Origin of the sequence: Streptomyces lothianensis (genome assembly GCF_047779955.1) — a bacterium.
GTDB lineage: Bacteria > Actinomycetota > Actinomycetes > Streptomycetales > Streptomycetaceae > Streptomyces.
In genome coordinates, this window is the sequence record NZ_JBLMKT010000027.1 from 116,560 (window position 1) to 137,737 (window position 21,178).

17 protein-coding genes are annotated in these 21,178 nt (G+C 70.8%); 4 read left to right on the top strand and 13 right to left on the bottom strand.

Going from position 1 to position 21,178, the window contains the following annotated elements; translation table 11 throughout:
- Positions 1 to 7 precede the first annotated feature (7 nt).
- Complete coding sequence (locus ACLF6P_RS07600; RefSeq protein ID WP_415949066.1) at positions 8 to 1,486, bottom strand: hypothetical protein; 1,479 nt, start codon at positions 1,484 to 1,486, stop codon at positions 8 to 10.
- Between the two features lie 119 nt (positions 1,487 to 1,605).
- On the opposite strand from ACLF6P_RS07600, the gene ACLF6P_RS07605 reads away from it, so the two are divergent.
- Positions 1,606 to 3,135: a helix-turn-helix domain-containing protein gene (locus ACLF6P_RS07605; protein ID WP_415949067.1), complete on the top strand. Its 1,530-nt coding sequence runs from the start codon at positions 1,606 to 1,608 to the stop codon at positions 3,133 to 3,135.
- A 114-nt stretch (positions 3,136 to 3,249) separates the two neighbouring features.
- Here ACLF6P_RS07605 and ACLF6P_RS07610 read toward each other — a convergent pair whose 3' ends face one another.
- The 4 genes from ACLF6P_RS07610 to ACLF6P_RS07625 form a co-directional block, all read right to left on the bottom strand.
- Positions 3,250 to 6,756, bottom strand: coding sequence for an NACHT domain-containing protein (locus tag ACLF6P_RS07610; RefSeq protein ID WP_415949068.1), 3,507 nt, complete (start codon positions 6,754 to 6,756; stop codon positions 3,250 to 3,252).
- Between the two features lie 14 nt (positions 6,757 to 6,770).
- Entirely contained in the window at positions 6,771 to 7,151 is a 381-nt protein-coding gene (locus ACLF6P_RS07615; RefSeq protein ID WP_415949069.1) for a hypothetical protein, read from the bottom strand.
- 112 nt (positions 7,152 to 7,263) lie between these two features.
- The gene (locus ACLF6P_RS07620; protein ID WP_415949070.1) at positions 7,264 to 7,662 is read right to left on the bottom strand and encodes a RidA family protein; all 399 of its coding nucleotides are present in this window, start codon (positions 7,660 to 7,662) and stop codon (positions 7,264 to 7,266) included.
- Complete coding sequence (locus ACLF6P_RS07625) at positions 7,659 to 8,804, bottom strand: acyl-CoA dehydrogenase family protein (RefSeq protein ID WP_415949071.1); 1,146 nt, start codon at positions 8,802 to 8,804, stop codon at positions 7,659 to 7,661. Before ACLF6P_RS07625 ends, ACLF6P_RS07620 begins: the two co-directional genes overlap by 4 nt.
- Positions 8,805 to 8,903: 99 nt before the next feature.
- Between ACLF6P_RS07625 and ACLF6P_RS07630 the strand changes: the two genes are divergently transcribed.
- Complete coding sequence (locus tag ACLF6P_RS07630) at positions 8,904 to 10,523, top strand: AMP-binding protein (protein ID WP_415949072.1); 1,620 nt, start codon at positions 8,904 to 8,906, stop codon at positions 10,521 to 10,523.
- Positions 10,524 to 10,630: 107 nt separating this feature from the next.
- Positions 10,631 to 11,455, top strand: coding sequence for a PaaX family transcriptional regulator (locus ACLF6P_RS07635; protein ID WP_415949073.1), 825 nt, complete (start codon positions 10,631 to 10,633; stop codon positions 11,453 to 11,455).
- Between the two features lie 396 nt (positions 11,456 to 11,851).
- Here the strand turns inward: ACLF6P_RS07635 and ACLF6P_RS07640 are convergent, their stop codons facing one another.
- From ACLF6P_RS07640 to ACLF6P_RS07665, 6 genes are all read right to left on the bottom strand, one after another.
- Positions 11,852 to 12,262, bottom strand: coding sequence for a nuclear transport factor 2 family protein (locus tag ACLF6P_RS07640; RefSeq protein WP_415949156.1), 411 nt, complete (start codon positions 12,260 to 12,262; stop codon positions 11,852 to 11,854).
- A 2-nt stretch (positions 12,263 to 12,264) separates the two neighbouring features.
- Positions 12,265 to 13,071, bottom strand: coding sequence for an MBL fold metallo-hydrolase (locus tag ACLF6P_RS07645; protein WP_415949074.1), 807 nt, complete (start codon positions 13,069 to 13,071; stop codon positions 12,265 to 12,267).
- A 61-nt stretch (positions 13,072 to 13,132) separates the two neighbouring features.
- Entirely contained in the window at positions 13,133 to 13,753 is a 621-nt protein-coding gene (locus tag ACLF6P_RS07650) for a DsbA family protein (protein ID WP_415949075.1), read from the bottom strand.
- 168 nt (positions 13,754 to 13,921) lie between these two features.
- On the bottom strand, positions 13,922 to 14,416 hold the full coding sequence (locus ACLF6P_RS07655) for a MarR family winged helix-turn-helix transcriptional regulator (RefSeq protein ID WP_415949157.1): 495 nt from the start codon (positions 14,414 to 14,416) through the stop codon (positions 13,922 to 13,924).
- Positions 14,417 to 14,900: 484 nt separating this feature from the next.
- Positions 14,901 to 17,327: a bifunctional salicylyl-CoA 5-hydroxylase/oxidoreductase gene (locus ACLF6P_RS07660; protein WP_415949076.1), complete on the bottom strand. Its 2,427-nt coding sequence runs from the start codon at positions 17,325 to 17,327 to the stop codon at positions 14,901 to 14,903.
- A gap of 2 nt (positions 17,328 to 17,329) precedes the next feature.
- Positions 17,330 to 18,160 carry an enoyl-CoA hydratase family protein gene (locus tag ACLF6P_RS07665; protein ID WP_415949077.1) on the bottom strand — a complete coding sequence of 277 codons (831 nt, stop codon included), beginning with the start codon at positions 18,158 to 18,160 and terminating at the stop codon, positions 17,330 to 17,332.
- Positions 18,161 to 18,351: 191 nt separating this feature from the next.
- On the opposite strand from ACLF6P_RS07665, the gene ACLF6P_RS07670 reads away from it, so the two are divergent.
- Positions 18,352 to 18,798 carry an ATP-binding protein gene (locus ACLF6P_RS07670; RefSeq protein WP_415949158.1) on the top strand — a complete coding sequence of 149 codons (447 nt, stop codon included), beginning with the start codon at positions 18,352 to 18,354 and terminating at the stop codon, positions 18,796 to 18,798.
- An 8-nt stretch (positions 18,799 to 18,806) separates the two neighbouring features.
- Here the strand turns inward: ACLF6P_RS07670 and argF are convergent, their stop codons facing one another.
- Entirely contained in the window at positions 18,807 to 19,805 is a 999-nt protein-coding gene (gene argF / locus ACLF6P_RS07675; RefSeq protein ID WP_415949078.1) for an ornithine carbamoyltransferase, read from the bottom strand.
- 106 nt (positions 19,806 to 19,911) lie between these two features.
- Positions 19,912 to 21,147, bottom strand: coding sequence for an arginine deiminase (locus tag ACLF6P_RS07680; protein WP_415949079.1), 1,236 nt, complete (start codon positions 21,145 to 21,147; stop codon positions 19,912 to 19,914).
- Positions 21,148 to 21,178 lie beyond the last annotated feature (31 nt).

Genomic DNA, 21,178 nt, shown 5'->3' on the forward strand with positions numbered 1-21,178 from the left:
CCCGGGGTCACGGCGTCAGCCGCCCCCGCAGCTCATCCGCCGCGCACGCCACCTCGGCGGCGAGCGCGGCGTGACCGGCGTCACCGGCGTCACCGGCGAGGGCACGGGCCAGGTCCTCGTGCTCGCGCACGACGAAGCGGCCGAGGTTCACCCGGTACAGCCATTCGAGACTGTAGTCCCCGGGCGCGTCCAGGACGGCGCGCAGACGGGACAGCGTGTGGGCAGCCGACTCAAGGTGTCCGGCGCTGCGCTCCAGTTGGGCCAGGTCACGCAGGGCGGAGACGCGGTCCCATGCGGTCTCCTGAAGTGCCGTGCACAGCCGCTGGGCGCGCAGGGCCTGCGGCATATCACCGAGTCGGCCGAAGGCGGACGCGAGGGAGTGGAGCGGATGGGGATCCAGCTTGCCGGGCCTGCGCGGGTCCCGCAGCAGGCTCTGGTCCAGCATCATCTCGTCGAGGCGGCGGATGAGCGGGACACGGGCGTACTCGGTCAGGCCCTGGGCCATGGCCAGATCGATCCAGGTGTCCACGGGTTCGTCGGAGGGGTCGGTGCCGAACATCCACTCGTCCAGCTCCCGCGCCCACCGGCGCAGCGCCCCACCGTCGGCGTCCGGGCCCGGCAGCTCGCTCAGACCGCACGCCGTGTCGAAGTCCGTGCGGCGCACCGCGTCGAGCAGTGGCAGGTCCTCGGCTCTGCCGTGCAGACCTACGAGTACGCAGGTCAGCCTCAGCTCCTCCGTCATCGACGACTCGGCCTCGTAGGGCAGCAGCCTCAGGAGTACGGGGAGGTCCGCGTCCTCGCGGTCGAACTGCGCGGCCCGCAGGGCCAGTCGGCGCCGAACGGGATCGTCCGCCATCGCCTGCCACGCCTCCTCGTCTCCGGCGCGCACCGCCGCGAGGTCGGTTCGGCCGGCCGCCAGGACCGCGTCCCACAGCGGGGGCCGCGGATGGTCGTCGAGGAGCTTGTAGGCGAGGCCCTCGTCCGCGTTCAGGAGGACGTGGTCGGGCTCGGTCCGAAGGAGCGCGGCGTGCAGGAGGCCGATGAGCTCGGCCGGGGAGCGGTCGGGGAAGCCGAGGGCGGTGCGCAGTTCGGTGCGCTCGTCGTCGATGCCGTAGGACTCGCGCAGATCGGCCTCCGTCTCCGTGACGGCGGCCCGTATCGCCTCCTCGCCGTCCTGCGGCGACAGGCCGAGGTGGTCGCGCCAGCCGGGCAGCCCGGTCAGTATGTCGAGCGCCTCGTCGACGGTGGAACCGATGAGGCCGGCGCTGCCCTCCGAGGAGGCATAGAGCACGGCACCGTCGGCACAGCGGAAGTAGGTGCCGCCGGTGTCGTCCCCGGCGAGCACTTCCAGCTCCGCGCCCGAGGCGAGCCGCACGGGCTCGACATGTCCGTGCGCGGCACGGTCGAGGTCGAAGTCGAACGGAAAGGCGGCGAGTGCGGCCAGTCGAGGGGCGCTGCGCAGCAGTCGGAGGGTGTGCTCGGTCACGGCGGCGACCGTAACAGAGCGCCTCGGCCGGGAGGGTGCCGCTCCACCCACCTGCGGCCAACTACCCGGATGGGCGTGTTCCGTTTCCTTCTATCTCACATCCGGTATACGGTCGCGGCATGGCAGACGATTACCTCGAGCGCATCGGCAAGCTCATCCGTGACGCCCGGCAGCATCGGGGCTGGACGCAGTCGCAGTTGGCCGAGGCTCTCGGTACCAGCCAGAGTGCCGTCAACCGCATCGAACGCGGTAACCAGAACATCAGTCTTGAGATGATCGCCCGAATTGGTGAAGCTCTCGACAGCGAGATCGTCTCTCTGGGCTACGCAGGTCCGATGCACCTGAGAGTCGTCGGCGGACGCCGGCTCTCCGGCTCGATCGACGTCAAGACAAGCAAGAACGCCTGCGTCGCGCTGCTTTGCGCCACGCTGCTCAACAAGGGTCGCACCGTGCTGCGCCGGGTGGCGCGCATCGAGGAGGTCTACCGTCTGCTCGAGGTCCTGAACTCCATCGGGGTCCGCGCGCGTTGGATCAACGACGGCAAGGACCTGGAGATCGTCCCGCCGGCCTCGCTCGACATGGGTGCGATCGACGCGGAGGCGGCCCGCCGCACCCGCTCCATCATCATGTTCCTCGGCCCGCTCCTGCACCGCATGGACCGCTTCAAACTCCCCTACGCGGGCGGCTGCGACCTCGGCACACGCACGATCGAGCCGCACATGATCGCACTGCGCCGCTTCGGTCTGGACATCGCGGCGACCGAGGGCCTGTACCACGCCGAGGTGGACCACGCGATCAAACCGGACCGGCCCATCGTGCTGACCGAGCGCGGCGACACCGTGACGGAGAACGCACTGCTCGCGGCCGCCCGCCACGACGGCACGACCGTGATCCGCAACGCCTCGTCCAACTACATGGTCCAGGACCTCTGCTTCTTCCTGGAGGCGCTCGGCGTCAAGGTCGAGGGCATCGGCACCACCACGCTCACCGTGCACGGGCTCGCGAACATCGACGTCGACGTCGACTACTCCCCCTCCGAGGACCCGGTCGAGGCGATGAGCCTGGTCGCCGCTGCCGTGGTGACGGAGTCCGAGCTGACGATCCGCCGGGTGCCGATCGAGTTCATGGAGATCGAGCTGGCGGTCCTGGAGGAGATGGGTCTCGACCACGACCGCTCGGCGGAGTACGCGGCGGACAACGGCCGTACGCGCCTCGTGGACCTGACCGTGCGGCCCTCCAAGCTGGAGGCGCCGATCGACAAGATCCACCCGATGCCGTTCCCGGGTCTGAACATCGACAACGTCCCGTTCTTCGCGGCGATCGCGGCGACGGCCCAGGGGCAGACCCTGATCCACGACTGGGTCTACGACAACCGCGCGATCTACCTCACGGACCTGGGCCGCCTCGGCGGCCGCCTCCAGCTCCTCGACCCGCACCGGGTCCTGGTGGAGGGCCCGACGCGCTGGCGCGCCGCCGAGATGATGTGCCCGCCGGCGCTGCGCCCCGCGGTCGTCGTCCTCCTGGCGATGATGGCGGGCGACGGCACCTCGGTGCTGCGCAACGTCTATGTCATCAACCGGGGTTACGAGGATCTCGCGGAGCGCCTCAACTCGGTGGGTGCACAGATCGAGACATTCCGGGATATCTAGCCAGGAATGTTCCGTCGGATCGCGATGGAACAGGCATCTTGGACGGAACAGGCATCTTGGGAGGCGGGGCGCGGGCCGACCCGGGGCGCGCGCTTCGCCGGGGCGCGGGGTGGGCTACGGGTGCGTGCGCTCGCCTCCGGTCTGGCCGTAGACATCGTTGACGATCTTCTGCGCCAACCGCGTGTATTCCTGGGGACCTTCGGCACGCATCCACAGCATCAGGCCGCGCGTCACGTCGGAGGACCGGTACGACCACGCCCGCCACAGGGACATCGCGTAGCGCGGTTCACCACCGCTGCGGAAACTTCGGGTCGCGTAGTGCGTCTCCGCGTCGGCCCGCTGCCATGTTTCGCGCCCCCTCTCTTCCTCAGGGATCAGCGCACGGAGCGTGTCGGCCTCCTTGTCGCTGCAGGAGGTGCCGCAGATCATGAGAGCGACATGGAACGAGAACGACGCCTCTTCACGGTGTTCCGGCACGCCCAGGCACCAGTCAGGCGGGTGGGCATGGGCCAATGGGCCTTCGGCGAGGAGGCCGTCGCAGTCAGGTTGGTACGCGCAGCGGTACTCGATGACGGAGTCATCGCCCGCCCCCGCCGTCCTGCAGTCCAGGCGCTTCGGCGCGCGGAACGCGAAGGGAAGTCCTGCCGGCCGCCACAGGTGTGAGCGCTCCCGCCCCTCCCATGTGGCTCCGTACACCGACCGTGGTTCGCCCTTCGAACGGCGGTAGTACGCGAAGCGCGTATCGTCCGTCGGCAGCCTGGTGGCCGGGAGGTCACCAAGACTTGCAGCCCCGATCTGCTTCCCCTCGCTCGTGACCGCTTTGTCCAGGTGGGCCGCGTCCAGTACGTGGCGGATCAGGATACGGGCCACTTGCGTGACACGCTCCTTGGTGGCGAACTCCTCGACGTACAGCACACTGATGAGCGCGTTGCCGTACCGCACGCCGACCTGGGACACCCACGGGCGGGCCAGGAAGTCCATGTAGTCGCCGTACCGAAGGCCGCCTTGCCACACCGCCTCGTAGGCCTCGTCCCCCAGACCGTGCAGTGCCCGGGCGTGCCGGCTGATCTTCTTATCGAATCCGAAGGACTGCTTCGCCGACGCCACAGGATCAGCGATGATCTCCTTGCCGCCGTACCGGAATACCGGCTCCTTGACTTCGGCCCTGACCGATATCCTCACGTCACGCGCGAATGGCGACTCCTGGCCGATCAGGCACGCGCGGCTGTCGTTCCAGGGCTCCTTACGGGCATCCTCCATGACCTGATCCAGGACCGCCTCCCCAAGGAGCGAGCATGCGGCGGGCACGGAGGTCACGGGACCCGGCAGTGGCGGCGTCTTCAGGGCCGCCGCGCCGACCGCGGCCAGCGCCGCGAAGGTCACCAGGCCCATCGCCGCGGACAAGGCTTTGATCACCCGACGGCGGGCACGGCGCGGCGCGGGTGCGCGGCCGTCCCCCTTCGGGACCTCCTTGGCAAGGTGGTCGCGCAGCTCGATGTGACGGAACTGGTAGAGCCCGCCGGACTGGCGCAGGATCCCGCGCCGGTGCGCGTCCGCCAGGAACTTCATCGTCTGACGGGGGAGTTCGCCCGTCAGCGCCAGCCAGTGGCGGGCCACCCAGTATCGGCCCCAGGCGGACGCGGCGACCACATAGTTCAGCAGCCCGAGCAGCACCCCGAGGACGACGACGGCCCACAGACCGAGCGTCACCGAATGCCTGCCCCCGAATATCTGCCAGACCCCGAGCAGCGGCACCGGCAGCAGCAGCGGCGCCAACGGCGTCGAGGCGAGGTTGTCGTCGACCGCGGCCAGCGGGCCGAAGGCCAGCGTGGAACTTCGGTCGTCGCGCAGCAACTGGCCCGGTGAGCGGGCCAGCGCGGGATCGGCGGGCCGCCGCAGCGCGCCCACGATCCGCAGCACGAGGCCATACAGGGCGAACACGCTGATCACTGCCATGAGGACGAACCACGGGCCCGGATCACGCGGGACGAACGCCGCGGCCGCCCACGCCGCCGCCAGGAGGATCGTCCAGGTCCAGCCCGCACGGCTCCGCAGCCGACGCCGCACCGCGCCCCGGCCGGGCGGCGAAAGGCAGTGCGGGGCATGCCACCAGGCGGCGCGCTTGTCCAGGGCCGCCCAGCACAGGGCGAACAAGCACCCCAAGGCGTAACCCCCCGCGACCGACAGGCCCACGTGGGACGTCCACCAGGGCTCCCCGAACGGCACCGACCACACGGCGGCCACTGCGACGGCGTAGGCCGGAAGCAGGGCAAGAGCCCGCACGAGCCCGGGCACCCGCTCGTGCAGGCGCCACCAGGCCAGCTCCGTGTCGTTCGTCTCCTTCATGCTGCGCGCCAGATATCCGGCCCACTGCCGTGCCTCGTCCGGATCCCAGCCGCCGTGCAGGGCTCGGGCGTCGCGGGACCGGCTGTACGCCACGTCGAGGAAGGAGTCGTACAGATGGGCCTCCAGTGCCGGTGCGTCCGCGAACCGCCCTGGCTCCAGAAGCTGCTGTGGCCGCTCGCGCCCTTCGTCGTAGGCCGTCCGGGCGAGCACGATCATCAGGGGCACCCGCAGCACATCACGCAGCATCGCGACTTCGGGAGTGTCACCCTCCTCATCCGCTCGGAGCCGCTCCGCGATCGTTCGCCACCTCGCCTGCCGGTTCCCCGCGCACAGATACGCCGCCATGGCGTCCGGGCCCAACGGCCGCAGGGTCGTCTCGGTGCGCTGAAACGTACTGTCCTCGACCACGTGCTCGACATATGCCTCGACACGGCTGGTGAGCACGAAGGGGGTACGAGCCGGCATGGCCCGCAGCTGCGCGAAGGCCTCGGCACGCACTCCTGCGGGGAGTTCATCGAACCCGTCCAGCACGGGAAGCACCCGCCCGGTCTGGAGGAGGTGCAGGGCGATCCGCTCGGCGTCCGCCCCCGCCACCGGAGTGCAGGCTTCCGGATAATCCAGCGCGAGCAGACCCGCCACCCACTCCATCAGCCCCAGGCGCGAGTCCCAGGAAGCGAGCTGAACAATGACGGGAACAGGTTCGCCCCTGTCGTCGGTCCATACCTCCAACAACTCCTGGGCAAGCCGCAGCATCAGCACGGACTTGCCCGCTCCCGCACCTCCGAGGACGACCAGGCGCCGATCGCGCACCCCCGTGAAGTACTCGGAGATGGACGCCGCTTCCGCGGTTCCGGCACCCTCCCAGGTGACCTCGATGGGTTCCGGATCCTGCACCTGACCGAGGCGCTCGTCCTGCGCGTATGTGAGACGCAGCCCCTCGGCCAGGTCCGCGGTGGCGCGCGTGAGGTTCTTCTCCGTGAGCCAGTTGCGCTCTCGGCGTGCCTGCCGTCGAGCCGTGATGCGGCTGACGAACTCCGTCACCAGGACGGCGGCGAGGAGCGCCCAGCCGACTGTCGTAGGCCCGACGCCGTACCCGGGCGGGAACGGAAGCTCTGGTTCGGCCACCACAAGCACCACCGCCAGGGCAGCCACCGCAGACCTGGCTCCGACGCCGACCGCGATCGCCAATCGCTCCACGGTGCCCGCCTGGATGACGGTCCCCTGGGTGCCGCCCGACACCTCGTTGTGCGGCGCGCCCGGCCGTCGTCGACGCACCCTCGCCCGCCGTATCAGCCGAAATCGATGGTGCCGTTGATGTCCCGCGCCTGGATGACCGTCTCCTGGGTGCCACCGGAGATCTCGTTGTGCACGTCCCCCGAGCCGGTGCGCACCCTCGGTGCCGTCGTCCCCCAGGCCGCGAGCTCCTCGGCGAACTCCGGGTCCTGCCGCGCGCGCAGCCGCAGCGCCACGACCAGCTCACGGGCCCGGTCGGCGTCCTCCGGCGCCCCTTCGAACGCCATCAACTCACCCTCGGCCGACTGTGGTTGTTCATCACGCGCCGAAGACCGGCGCCGCACCAGCGCGCGCAGCCCCTCCCACGCCTGATGCCCCGCGGCACCGGCTGACCCGCCCGCCAGCGCCATCAGGAGTTCCGCCGTGACCGATTCCATGGGCCCTCCACCGAACTACATGATTGTGGCGTCTTGAGTGATAACGCCACCGCGTCACCCGCTGGTTCCCGCAGCCACACTCATCGCACGCCCGCCTGGATCCGGGCAAGGCTCAATCCAGCGCCGCCACCCCGTCCAGTTCCACCAGGCACTCGGCGTCCCACAGGCGGGTCGTGCCGATGACCGCCATGGCGGGGTAGTCGCGGCCCGCCAGGCGGTGCCAGATGCGGCCGAGTTCGTGGGCGTGATGGCGGTAGTCGGCCACGTCCGTGGGGTAGACGGTGACGCGGGCGAGGTCGTGCGGGGTGCCGCCCGCCGCCGCGAGGGCGGTCAGGAGGTTGCGCAGGGCCTGTTCGAACTGCTCGGGGAGGGTCTCGCCGACCACCTTGCCGTCCGTGTCGAGGGCGGTCTGGCCCGCCAGGAAGACCAGGCGGGAGCCCGTCACCGTCACCGCGTGGGAGAAGCCGGTGGGCGGGGAGAGTTCGGCGGGGTTGATACGTTCCAGGCTCATGCGGAACCGGTCTCCTCGGCAGGGGTGGGTGACTTGTAGAGCTCCTTCGCGATGATCTCGCGCTGAACCTCCGTGGCGCCTTCGTAGATACGGGGCGCACGGACCTCGCGGTAGAGATGTTCGAGCAGGTGGCCGCGGCGCAGGGCGCGGGCGCCGTGCAGTTGCACGGCCGCGTCGACCACCTGTTGCGCGGTCTCCGTGGCGAGCAGTTTCGCCATGGCCGCGCGGCGCGGGACGTCCGGGTCACCCCGGTCGTGCGCGGCGGCCGCGGCGTAGACGAGGAGGCGGGCCGCCTCGGTGCGCGTGGCCAGTTCGGCGACCTGGTGGGCGACCGCCTGGAGGTCCTTGAGGACGCCACCGAACGCCTCGCGGCCGGCCGTGTGTTCCAGCGTCGCGTCGAGCGCCGCCTGTGCCATGCCCACCGCGAACGCGCCCACGCTCGGGCGGAAGAGGTTCAGGGTGGTCATGGCGACACGGAAGCCGCGGTCCGCTTCGCCGAGGACGTCGGATGTGTCCACCGGTACACCGTCGAAGGTGAGGGAGCCGATCGGGTGCGGGGAGAGCATGTCCAGCGCCTCGCCGGTCAGTCCGGGCCGGTCGGCCGGTACGAGGAACGCGGTGACTCCGCGGGAGCCCGCACCCGGGTTCGTACGGGCGAATACGGTGTAGAAGTCGGCGCCGGGCGCGTTGGAGATCCAGCATTTGGAGCCGGTCAGACGCCAGCCCCCGGCGCCGTCCGGGCGCGCCTCGAGCGCGAGCGCCGCCGCGTCCGAGCCCGCGCCGGGCTCGCTGAGCGCGAAGGCGGCGACCGCGCGTCCGGCGGAGACCTCCGGCAGCCAGCGGGCGCGCTGGGCGTCGGTGCCGTGGTAGTGGACCGGATACGCGCCGAGGCCCTGGAGCGCGAGGGCCGTCTCGGCCTCCGTACAGCCGTACGCGAGCGATTCGCGCATCAGGCAGAGGTCGAGCGAGCCCGAGGTGAACAGGCGGGCGAGAAGTCCCAGTTCGCCGAGTGCGGCGACCAGCGGACGGTTGACCTGACCCGGCTCGCCCGCCTCCGCGAGCGGACGCAGACGCTGTGCGGCCAGCGTGCGCAGTTCCTCGCACCACCGGACCGACTTCGGGTCCAAGGCGAATTCCGGCACCGTACCTCTCCCTCCGACGGGTGTATCGCGCACCGTTGACTGTCGTCATCATCACGATACGCTTTTCGCGCGACCCCACCACAACCAAGGGGCAGCCACATGGAGCCGACACCGCTCAGCCCGTCCGCCCACGCCGACACCTTTGCGCGGGACCATCTGCCGCCCGCCGACCAGTGGCCGGACCTCACTTTCGACCTGCCCGAACTGCACTATCCCGACCGCCTCAACTGCGGTGCGGAGCTGCTCGACACCACGATCGAACGCTTCGGCGCCGCGCGGCCCGTCTTCCGTACCGACTCCGGTGAGGTGTGGACGTACGGACAGCTGCAGGGGTACGTGGATCGCATCGCGCATGTGCTGACCGCGGAGCTCGGGGTCGTTCCCGGCAACCGGGTACTGCTGCGCGGGCCGACGTCCCCCTGGCTCGCGGCCTGCTGGCTCGCGGTGATGAAGGCGGGCGGCGTCGCCGTGACGGTGCTGGCACAGCACCGGGCCCAGGAACTCGCCACGATGTGCGAGATCGCCCGGGTCACGCACGCGCTCTGCGATTCCCGTTTCCTCGCCGACCTCAAGGACGTGCCCGGACTACGGGTCACGCCGTTCGGCGGGTCCGGCGAGGACGATCTCCTGCGCCTCGCCGAGGGGCACCCCGATGCGTTCGCGCCGGTCGCCACCGCGGCGGACGATGTGGCGCTGATCGCGTTCACCAGCGGCACGACGGGACGGCCCAAGGGCTGTATCCACTTCCACCGCGATGTCCTCGCCATCGCGGACACCTTCTCGAAGCATGTGCTGAAGCCGGAGCCGGAGGATGTCTTCGCGGGCAGTCCCCCGCTGGGCTTCACCTTCGGGCTCGGCGGCCTCGTCATCTTCCCGATGCGGGCCGGTGCGAGCTCGCTGCTGCTCGAACAGGCCGGCCCCAAGCAGCTGTTGCCCGCGATCGCCGGACACGGGGTCTCGGTCCTGTTCACCGCGCCGACCGCGTACCGGGCGCTCCTTGAGGAGATCGGCAAGGGCGCGGACGTGAGCACGCTCAGGCGCTGCGTGTCCGCCGGCGAGAACCTGCCGCAGGCGACCTGGCAGAGCTGGCACGAGCGGACCGGGCTGAAGATCATCAACGGGATCGGGGCGACCGAACTGCTCCATATCTTCATCTCCGCCGCCGATGACGCCATCCGCCCCGGCATGACCGGCACCCCGGTCCCCGGCTGGTCCGCGCGCGTGGTGGACGGCGAAGGGAAGCCGGTCGCGGACGGGGAGCCGGGGCTGCTCGCGGTGCGCGGTCCGGTCGGCTGCAGGTATCTCTCGGATCCGCGGCAGCGCGAGTACGTACAAGGCGGCTGGAACATCACCGGCGATACGTATGTCCGCGAGCCGGACGGCTACTTCCGCTATGTGGCCCGGGCGGACGACATGATCATCTCGGCCGGGTACAACATCGCGGGCCCCGAGGTCGAGGACGCGCTGCTGAGGCACCCCGATGTGCTCGAAGCGGCGGTCGTCGGACAGCCGGACGAGCTGCGCGGGCAGGTGGTCGCCGCGTATGTGGTGCTGCGGGACGGGGTGCCCGGTGACGAGACGACGGCCCAGGTGCTGCGCGACTTCGTCAAGGGCGAGCTCGCGCCGTACAAATGCCCGCGCCTGATCGAGTTCCCCGAGGCCCTGCCGCGTACGCCGACGGGCAAGCTGCAGCGCTTCAGGCTGCGTGTGGCCGAGTGAGCGGGCGGGGACACCCGTCGCCCGGGCCGGCCGGGTGAGCGGGCGAGGGCACCCCGGGGGCTCGACGGCCGAAGCGCGGGTGACGGCCCGCATGGCAGAGTGATCACGTGGCAGAGCAGCAGACACCGCGGTCCCTGATCGTCAGCTTCTACGGGGCCTACGGGCGCCGGATCCCGGGACCGGTTCCGGTCGCCGAGCTGATCCGGCTGCTCGCCGCGGTCGGCGTGGACGCGCCTTCGGTGCGCTCCTCGGTCTCGCGGCTGAAGCGGCGCGGGCTGCTGGTGCCGGAGCGCACCCGGGAGGGCGCCGCGGGCTATGCGCTCTCGGCCGAGGCGCGGCGGCTGCTCGACGACGGGGACCGGCGGATCTACGCCGCCGGTCCGCCGGCGCGCGAGGAGGGCTGGGTGCTCGCGGTGTTCTCGGTGCCGGAGGCCGAGCGCAGCAAACGGCACGTCCTGCGCTCCCAGCTGACGCGGCTCGGCTTCGGTACGGCGGCGCCCGGGGTGTGGATCGCGCCGGCCCGGCTGTACGAGGAGACCCGGAACACCCTTGAACGGCTGCAGCTCGCCCCGTATGTGGATCTGTTCAGGGGCGAGCACCTGGGCTTCGCGGCGACGGCCGATGCGGTGGCGCGCTGGTGGGACCTCGATGCGCTGGCGAAGCTGCACGCCGAGTTCCTGCAGCGGCACGAGCCGGTGCTTGCGGCATGGGAGGCGCGCGAGGACACGCCCGCCGAGGAGGCCTACCGGGACTATCTGCTCGCCCTGGACTGCTGGCGGCAGCTGCCGTACGCCGATCCGGTGCTGCCCGCGGGACTGCTGCCCGGCGACTGGCCGGGGGGCAGGTCGGCGGAGGTGTTCGGGCGGCTGCACGGGCGGTTGCGGGATGCGGGGGCGGGGTTCGTGGGCGGGGGCGGGGGCGGTCAGAACTGACGGGTACTTGGACAGACCCCGCCCTCCCCAGCGACAAGATCGGTCAACAGGTCGGGCGGGACGTACGCGAGGCCGCCGAGTGGTCCGGTTCCTCCGCGATCTCAGCACCCGGCGCGGCGGCGAGGGTCTCGCCGCCGCGCCGGTACCTCTTCGTCCGACTGGACGCCCTGCCGGCCGGCCTCTCCTGTGGGAGGCTGCTCGCCACCGGCCTCGTCAGGACCGGACGACGCCTTGACCCACACGGCCGAGGGTTGGCGGATCTCCCGTCATCCCGTCGCCGTGGTCTCGGCCGTACAGGAGCAAACGATCAGCGGAACCGGCTCAAGGCTTCCCGCTGATCGTGCACGGGCGGGGCACGCAGCACACGTCGGTTCCAGACGGCTTGGGCCGGCTTGGTCAGCCGGTCAACGCCTCGCGGACGAGGGCGGTGTCCACGAACTGCTCGAAGCGGACGATCAGTCCGCCGCGGACGACGAAGTGGTGGGCGACTCGGACGTTGATTGCCTTGTGGGTGACCTTGTGGGTGGCGGTGTAGCGGGCGAGGACGACGACGTTATCGCCGTCGACGACGTAGGTGTCGTCGTGCGCTGTCCAGCCGTCCCACTCCTTGGCCAGCTGATCCATCACGCCCGCGGTGACGCCGTCGGGGGTGCGGTAGGTGCCCGCCAGGGGGAAGCCGGCCATTTCCGTCCACTCCACGTCGGGGGCGAGGGTGGCACGCAGGGCGGCGAGGTCTCCGGCCGCGGAGGCCAGGTACTGGCGTCGTACGACGTCGGCGGGTGCGGTGGAAGTGGCGAACTCGCCCATTGTCAGCCCCACTTCATTTCGCCCTTGGCGACCTTCGCCCCGAGCTGAGCGGCGATCAGCATGCCGTTGTCGGGGTAACGCTTGACGAGCGCCTCGGTCAGTGCGGCGCCGTCGGCCGCCTTGCCGAGCTCCTCCTCGAAGGCGACCAGGTAGTCGCGGGTGGCGGTGATGGCGGAGGCGTCGGCGGCCGTGGCGGGCAGCCGGTGCCCGGGGACGACCAGCTCCGGCCGGAGGGCGGCCATCTCGTCCAGGAGCTCGATCCAGACGGAGCGGTCCTCGGGGGTGGGGGTGTCGGCGACCCAGACGTGCTCCTGTTGGAAGAGCAGAACGCCGCCGAGGAGGGCGCGGTGCTCGGCCTGCCACAGGTAGTGGCGGTCGGGCAGGCCGGCCGGGCCGCCCCTGAGCTCGAAGCGGTGGCCTTCGAGGGTGAGGTCGCCGGTCAGCGGGGTGAGGTCGACCAGGCGGGTGGGCAGGTTCGGGCCGAGGTCCTCCCATGCCTTGAGCTTGCCCTCGTAGGAGTGCTTGATGTGCTCGATGACGACCGGGGTGGCGACGAAGACGGCGTCGGGGAAGGCGTCGGCGATCACCTCGGCGCCGAAGTAGAAGTCCGGGTCGCCGTGGCTGACGAAGACGGTGGTCAGCTTCTTGCCGGAGTCGAGGATCTCGGCGGCGAGGCGGTGGCCGTCGGCCCGGGTGAAGGCGGCGTCGACCAGCAGGGCCTCCTGCTCACCGGTGACCAGCGTGGCGGTCTTGTTCTTGCTGCCGGCCGGGAAGGCGAGGTCGAGGACCTTGAAGGAGAGGGTGCTCATGCGGGGCCTCCTGGGGAATGGGAATTCAGCGGGTGAAGGTGCGGTGGTCAGGGCGCGGTGGTCAGGGCGCGGTGGTCAGAGCGGCCATTCGCCGGTCGATCTCGCCGGCGGTGGCGTGGCCATGGGCCAGGACGGCGACTCGCTCGCCGTCGACAGCGAGCAGGGTGGGGAAGCCGGTGACGCCCAGTTCGGCGGAACGGTGGAAGTCGTCCGCCGCCGCGTGGTGCGCCTCGGGCGCGTCGAAGGCTGCGACGACGGTGTCGGCGTCCAGACCGGCCTCTCCGGCGACCTTCCGGTAGGTCGCGGGGTCGGAGAGGCTGAGGCCGTCGACGTAGAAGGCATGCTGGAGGACGCCGGCCAGTTCCGCCGCACGGTCGGGCGCCGCCCGGCGCAGGGCGACGACGCCGCGCGCGGCGGCCTCGGAGTCCATCACGAACGATCCGTCGGCGATCAGCCGCTCGTAGCCCTCGCCGAACTCGGCGCCGGTCAGCTCGGCGATCCGGGCGTTGGAACCCTGGACGTAGCCGAACTCGCGGATCGGCACCCGGCGTGCCCCGGTGAACAGGCCGCCGGAGACCACCTCGACCGGCAGCTCGGGATGACGGGAGACGACCTCGCGCAGAGTTCCGGAGAACCCGTGTGACCAGCCGCAGTAGGCGTCGAAGACGTAGACGAGCTTCATCGAAGGCCCCGGCAAAGGTGTGGCGCCCGCCGAATGCGAGCGGTTCGTCTGAGGAAACAGTAACTGACCAGTCAGATATTTCTTTGCCGGTATGACGCCAGCCACGCCGAGCAATTCTCGCGCCAGTTGATCAGTGAGGTCGCACGGCCGCAGCCCGCGGGGGGCCGTTCAGGGCAGGCGGGGCAACGCGTCCCGCGCCGAGTGGCTCAGGATCCGCAGGTCCTCGGCGAACCGCTCCCGGTCCTCGGGCGGCAGCGGCGCCAGAAAGTAACGCCGGATGTTCTCCACGTGTACCCGGGACGCCCGCACTGTGGTCTCCTCCCCGAGCCGGGTCAGCCGTACCAGCCGCCCACGCCTGTCACCGGGCTCCTCGGCTCGCTCCACCAGCCCGGCCGCCTCCATCCGGTCCACCAGACGCGTCGCCCCACCCGTGGTCAGCACCTGCTCCTGGGCGATGGCCCGCATCTGCAGCCCGGGGTCGCCCGCCCGCCCGAGAATGAGCAACACCTCGAACATCAGATGGCTGATGCCGCACTCCAGCTCCAATGACCGCCCGAGGAGGTACTCCAACCGGTTCGCCGCCCCCTGCAACCGCCCGAACGCCAGCACCAGCGCATTGTCCGCGGCCTCCTTCGGCGACGAGATCTCCGCCGGCTCTTCCACGTTCCCACCGCCCGACCAGTCCTCCACACCATGCATCCACCGATCATGCCTTGCGCGGCCTCGGGTCCTCACTGTGCCGGAAAGTGCGGAAGGCCCGGGTGGTGTCGCCGGATGCCTTCCGGCCGCCGAAGTCGCCCCCCCCCCGCTGCCCCGTGGCGGCCCTTGTCTTCGGTGAGCGCGATCACGAGCAGGCCGTGGCATTTGTGCTTGCCGGTCGGCGCGCGGCGATCCGTTCCAGTAGCTCGCGGTCCACCATGCCCCGGAACGTACGAGCATCGCGGGCCGGAACGGGCCGGAAGAACGGGCCGGAACGGGCCGGAAGAACGGGCCGGAACGGGCCGGAACCCGCGAGGACCTCCCTGCCCGACGATCTACACGGCAGACTGCCGTGCGCGACCAGCACGAGCACCACCCCGGCACGGAGTCACACCAAGCCCGTGACCTGTCACTTCACGATGCACACCGCTCACTGACAACACCCCCGTCACTCCAGCCGCAACCGCGGCTTCGGCGCATCCGTGCGCCCCGTCTGCGGGCGGCGGCTGCCCGCCCGGTACGGGAGCGGCCAGACGGCGCCGGGGCCGGAGTAGCCCTGCTCGGCGGCCGCGTGCAGGGTCCAGTGCGGGTCGTAGAGGTGGGGCCGTGCGAGGGCGCACAGGTCGGTGCGGCCCGCCAGGATCAGCGAGTTGACGTCGTCCCATGAGGAGATCGCACCGACCGCGATCACCGGGATGCCGGTCTCCTGCCGGATCCGGTCGGCATACGGCGTCTGGTACGAGCGCCCGTACGCGGGCCGTTCCTCGGCCACCACCTGCCCGGTCGACACATCGACGGCGTCCGCGCCATGGGCGGCGAAGGCGCGGGCGATCTCCACCGCGTCGTCGCCGCTCGTGCCGCCCTCGGCCCAGTCCGTCGCGGAGATCCGTACGGTCATCGGCCGGTCCTCGGGCCAGACGGCGCGTACCGCGTCGAAGACCTCCAGCGGGTAGCGGAGCCGGTTCTCCAGCGAGCCGCCGTACTCGTCGGAACGCCGGTTCGTCAGCGGGGAGAGGAAGCCGGAGAGGAGATAGCCGTGCGCGCAGTGCAGTTCGAGCAGGTCGAAGCCGCAGCGGGCGGCCCGCCGGGCGGCTGCGGCGAACTGCTCGCGGATCTCGCCGAGTTCGCCGCGGGTCAGTTCGTGCGGAATCTGGCTGCCCGGTCTGTACGGGAGGGGGGACGGTCCCGAGACGGGCCAGTTGCCCTCGTCGAGGGGTTCGTCGATGCCCTCCCACATCAGCTTCGTGGAGCCCTTGCGGCCGGAGTGGCCGAGCTGCAGGCCGATCGCCGTGCCGGGGGCCTGGGCGTGCACGAACTCGGTGACGCGCGTCCAGGCCGCGGCCTGGTCGGTGTTCCACAGGCCCGCGCAGCCGGGGGTGATTCGGCCCTCGGGGCTGACGCAGACCATCTCGGTCATGACCAGGCCGGCTCCGCCGAGCGCCCGCGCGCCGAGGTGGACGAGGTGGAAGTCGCCGGGGAGGCCGTCGACGGCCGAGTACATGTCCATGGGTGAGACGACCACGCGGTTGCGCAGTTCGAGGGCGCCGATCCGCAGCGGGGTGAACATCGGCGGGGTGTCCGGCGGGCAGCCGAACTCGCGCTCCACCTCCGCCGTGAACCGCGGATCGCGCAGCCGAAGGTTGTCGTGGGTGACGCGGCGGCTGCGGGTCAGCAGGTTGAAGGCGAACTGCCGTGGCGACTGGTCGACATAGCGTTTGATCCCCTCGAACCATTCGAGGCTCGCTCGGGCCGCCCGCTGCGTGGAGGTGACGACGGGGCGCCGCTCCTCCTCGTAGGCCTTCAGCGCCTGCCCGATCGTGGGCTGTTCCTCCAGGCAGGCGGCGAGCGCGAGGGCGTCCTCGACGGCCAGTTTGGTGCCGGAGCCGATGGAGAAGTGTGCGGTGTGCGCGGCGTCGCCGAGCAGCACCGTGTTGCCGTGCGACCAGCGCTCGTTGACGACCGTACGGAAGCGGATCCAGGTGGAGTTGTTGGATCTGAGCGGGCGGCCGTCGAGGGCGTCGGCGAAGAGTTTCGCGCAGCGCTCGACCGAGGCGCGCTCGTCGAGCCCTTCGAAGCCGGCGGTCTGCCAGACCTCTTCGCGCATCTCCACGATGACGGTGGACTCGTTCTCGCTGAACGGGTAGCCGTGCAGCTGCATCACACCGGCGTCGGTCTCGGCGATCTCGAAGCGGAAGGCGTCGAAGGCGAAGTCGGCGGCCAGCCAGATGTAGCGGCAGCGGTGTTCCTCGATGCGAGGTCCGAAGGCCTCGCGGTGGGCCTCGCGGGTGGCGCTGTGCACGCCGTCGGCGGCGATCACCAGGTCGTACGTGCTGCTCAGCTCGGCGGCGGGCGGCGCCTCGCTGCGGAAGCGGAGCTCGACGCCGAGCTCGCGGCAGCGTTCGTGCAGGATCTGCAGGAGCCGTTTGCGGCCGAGTGCGGCGAAGCCGTGGCCGCCGGAGGTGGAGCGGTGGCCACGGTGCACGATGTCGATGTCGTCCCAGCGGACGAACTCGCGCTGCATCGCCGCGTGGACGACGGGGTCGGCGTGTTCGATGCCGCCGAGTGTCTCGTCGGAGAGGACGACGCCGAAGCCGAAGGTGTCGTCGGGGGAGTTGCGCTCCCAGACGGTGATCTCGCGGGCCGGGTCGAGGCGTTTGAGCAGCGCGGCGGCGTACAGTCCGCCGGGGCCGCCGCCGATGACGGCGACGCGCAGTGGTGCCTGTCCGGCGCGCGTCCGCCCGGCCTCCTGGGGCGCCTTCCCGGCCGCTTCCGGCGTCCGCCCGGCCTCTTCCGGCGTCCGCCCGGCCTCTTCGGGCGCCTGCCCTGCCTCCTCGGGCGTCCGCCCGGTTCCGTGGGGTGCCCGAGCCGCGCTCATGCTCACTTCCCCTGCCACTTCGGCGGGCGCTTCGCCGTGAACGCGGCGTGGAACTCGGCGTAGTCCTCGCCGTTCATCAGCAGCGCCTGGGTCGCCGCGTCCATCTCCACGGCCGCCGCGAGCGGCATGTCGAGTTCGGCCGTGAGCAGCGCCTTCGTCTGGGCGTACGCGAGGGCCGGGCCCTCGGCGAGGCGGTGGGCCAGGGCCTGGGCGGCCTCGTCGGCGCCGCCCTCGTCGACCATCTCGCTGATCAGGCCGATCCGCTCGGCCTCCGGGGCGCGTACGGTGTCGCCGAGCATCAGCAGCCGGGTCGCGTGGCCGAGGCCGACGACCCGCGGCAGCAGATACGCGGCCCCCATGTCGCCGCCGGACAGTCCGACCTTCGTGAACAGGAAGGCGAAACGGGCCGTGGGGTCGGCGATCCGGAAGTCCGCGGCGAGCGCGAGCACGGCGCCCGCACCCGCGGCGACACCGTGCAGCGCGGCGATCACGGGGAAGGGGCATTCGCGGATCGCCCTGACGACCTGTCCGGTCATCCGGTTGAAGTCGAGCAGCTGCGAGGTGTCCATGGCGAGGGTCTCGCCGATGATCTCGTCGACGTCCCCGCCGGAGCAGAAGCTCCGTCCCTCGCCCGCGAGGACCAGCGCGCGGACGAATTTCTCGCGCGAGAGCTCGGCGAGCAGGTCGCGCAGATCGGCGTAGGCGCCGAAGGTCAGGGCGTTGAGCTTCTCGGTGCGGGCGAGCGTGACGGTGGCGACGGCGCTCTCGTCGATGCTCACCCGCAGGTGCTGCCACTTCGGGGTACGGGGCGCGGAACCGGTGAAGGGGCTCATAGCTCGGGCTCCTGGGGGTGGGTGACCTCGCTGGGCGGCCCTAAGAAGTTATCACTCCGAAGTGACTGTCGTCACGAGTGCGCGATACCAGCCGGAAGTCCCCCCGGTACGGGACGTCCGCCCCTGCGAACCCCGGTCCGCCGGCACTACTGACCCTGGAGTTATCTTCATACGGTTGAAAGCAGGACAGCCTGCCTCCGAACGGAACCGCCGTGCATGAATCCCCCGCCTCCTGGCGTATCGCACTGCCGCACACCGCCGCGGCCGTGCCCGTCGCCCGCGCCCTGGTCCGTACGGCACTGCACGAACTCGACGCCTGGCACTCCGCCGACTGCGACACCGCGGAGCTGCTCACCGCCGAGCTCGTCGCCAACGCCGTCGAGCACACCTCCGGCGCATCGCCGATCGAGCTGGTCGTGGAGCTGCTGCCCTCCGGCTGCCAGGTCGAGGTGCACGACTGCTCCCCCAGGCCGCCCGGCGATCTGACCTGCCCGCAGCCCGCGGGTGAGCCGGACCCCTGGCAGGAGCACGGGCGCGGGCTGCTCCTGATCCGCGCACTGAGCCAGGCATGCGGACACCGCCTCACCGAGTCCGGCAAGGCGGTGTGGTTCACGCTTCCGGCACGAGCGGCGGCCTGAAGGGCCGGTCAGGCGAGCGTCGCCACCATGACGGCCTTGATGGTGTGCAGCCGGTTCTCCGCCTCGTCGAAGACCACCGAGTGCGCCGACTCGAAAACCTCGTCGGTGACTTCGAGCGAGTCGAGGCCGTACCGCTCGTTGATCTCCCGGCCGACCTTGGTGCCGAGGTCGTGGAAGGCCGGCAGACAGTGCAGGAACTTCACGTCCGCGTTGCCCGTCTCGCGCAGCACATCCATCGTCACGGCGTACGGAGCGAGCGCCTTGATCCGCTCGGCCCAGACCTCCCTGGGCTCACCCATGGAGACCCAGACGTCGGTGGCGATGAAGTCCGCACCGCGCACGCCCTCACGGACGTCCTCGGTGAGGGTGATCCGCGCGCCGCTCGCGGCGGCGAGCTCACGGGCCCGCGCGATGACCCCCTCGGTCGGCCAGTACGCGCGCGGCGCCACGATCCGCACGTCCATGCCGAGCAGCGCGCCGGTCACCAGATAGGAATTGCCCATGTTGAAGCGGGCGTCGCCCAGATAGGCGAAGGCGACGTCCGTGAGCGGCTTGCCGCTGTGCTCGGTCATGGTGAGCACGTCGGCGAGCATCTGGGTGGGGTGCCAGTCGTCGGTGAGCCCGTTCCAGACCGGCACGCCGGCGTACGCGGCGAGTTCCTCGACGCCCGCCTGGCTGTCACCACGGAACTCGATCCCGTCGAACATCCGGCCCAGCACCCGGGCGGTGTCCCGCACGGACTCCTTGTGCCCCATCTGCGAGCCCGAGGGGTCGAGATACGTGGTGGAGGCGCCCTGGTCGGCGGCCGCGACCTCGAAGGCGCAGCGGGTGCGCGTGGAGGTCTTCTCGAAGATCAGCGCGATGTTCTTCCCGGCGAGCCGCCGCTCCTCGGTGCCCGCCTTCTTCGCCGCCTTGAGCTCGGCGGCCAGCTCGATCAGGCCGAGGAACTCCCCGGCGGTGAAGTCGAGCTCCTTGAGGAAGGAACGCCCGTTCAGGTCGGTGGCCATGCGCGGTCTCCAAGGCTGTGTCGGGACGGAGGGATGAGAGGTCGGCCCGCTTTCCGCTGCAAGCCTATACGACTCTCAGTAAATGTATACAGCGAGGGGCCGTGGCTCAGCTCACCGCGTCCCGCACGACCGGGCAGCTCATGCAGCGCGGTCCGCCCCGGCCCCGGCCCAGTTCGCTGCCGCGGATCTCGATGACCTCGATGCCCTCCTTGCGCAGAAACGTGTTCGTGGTCGCGTTCCGCTCGTAGGCGATGACGACCCCCGGTTCGACGGCGAGGACATTGCAGCCGTCGTCCCACTGCTCGCGCTCGGCGGAGTGCACGTCCTGCGTCGCGGTCAGGACACGGACCGCGTCGAGGCCGAGCGCCGCGGCGATGGCGCGGTGCATGTGCTCCGGGGGATGGTCGGTGACCTTCAACTCCCGCTCTCCGGCACCCGGTTCGATGGTGTACGAGGGGAGCATGCCCAGGCCCTCGTACTGGGTGAAGGTGTCGCCGTCGACCATCGTCATCACGGTGTCGAGGTGCATGAAGGCGCGCCGCTTGGGCATGTGGAGCGCCACGATGCTGCGGGCCGAGCCCGCCGCGAAGAGCTTGTGGGCCAGCATCTCGACGGCCTGCGGGGTGGTGCGCTCGCTCATCCCGATGAGGACGGCGCCGTTGCCGATGACGAGGACATCGCCGCCCTCGATCGTCGAGGGGTAGTCCGACTGGCCCTCGGACCAGTGGTGGAAGACGCCCGCCTGCTCCGGCGAGAACAGGGGGTGATGCCGGTAGATCGCCTCGAAGTGCACGGTCTCGCGCTGGCGGGCCGGCCAGCGCATCGCGTTGATCGAGACACCGTCGTAGATCCAGGCGGAGGTGTCGCGGGTGAAGAGGTGGTTGGGGAGCGGCCCCAGGAGGAAGTCGTCCAGGTCCATGGCGTGGAAGCGGACGGAGGTGGGTTCCGGATGGCGCTCCAGGTACTCGCGTTTGGTCATTCCGCCGACCAGGGCGCTGGTCAGGTCCTGGGCGCTCATCGTCTCGAAGGACGCGCGCAGGGTCGGGGTGGCCAACGGGCCGTACGCCTTCTCGTCGAAGACGCGGTCCAGGACGAGGGCGCGGGCGGCGGGGAGGGTGAGGGTCTCCTCCAGGAGGTCGCCGAAGAGGTGGACCTGGATGCCGCGGTCCCTCAGGACATCCGCGAAGCCGTCGTGCTCCTGGCGGGCCCTGCGGACCCACAGGACGTCGTCGAAGAGGAGGGCGTCCTTGTTGCTGGGGGTGAGGCGCTTCAGTTCGAGGTCGGGGCGGTGCAGGATGACTCGGCGCAGGCGCCCGGTCTCGGAGGCTACGTGGAATCCCATGGCGGCATCCTTCCCCACGGTGGGGGTGGGG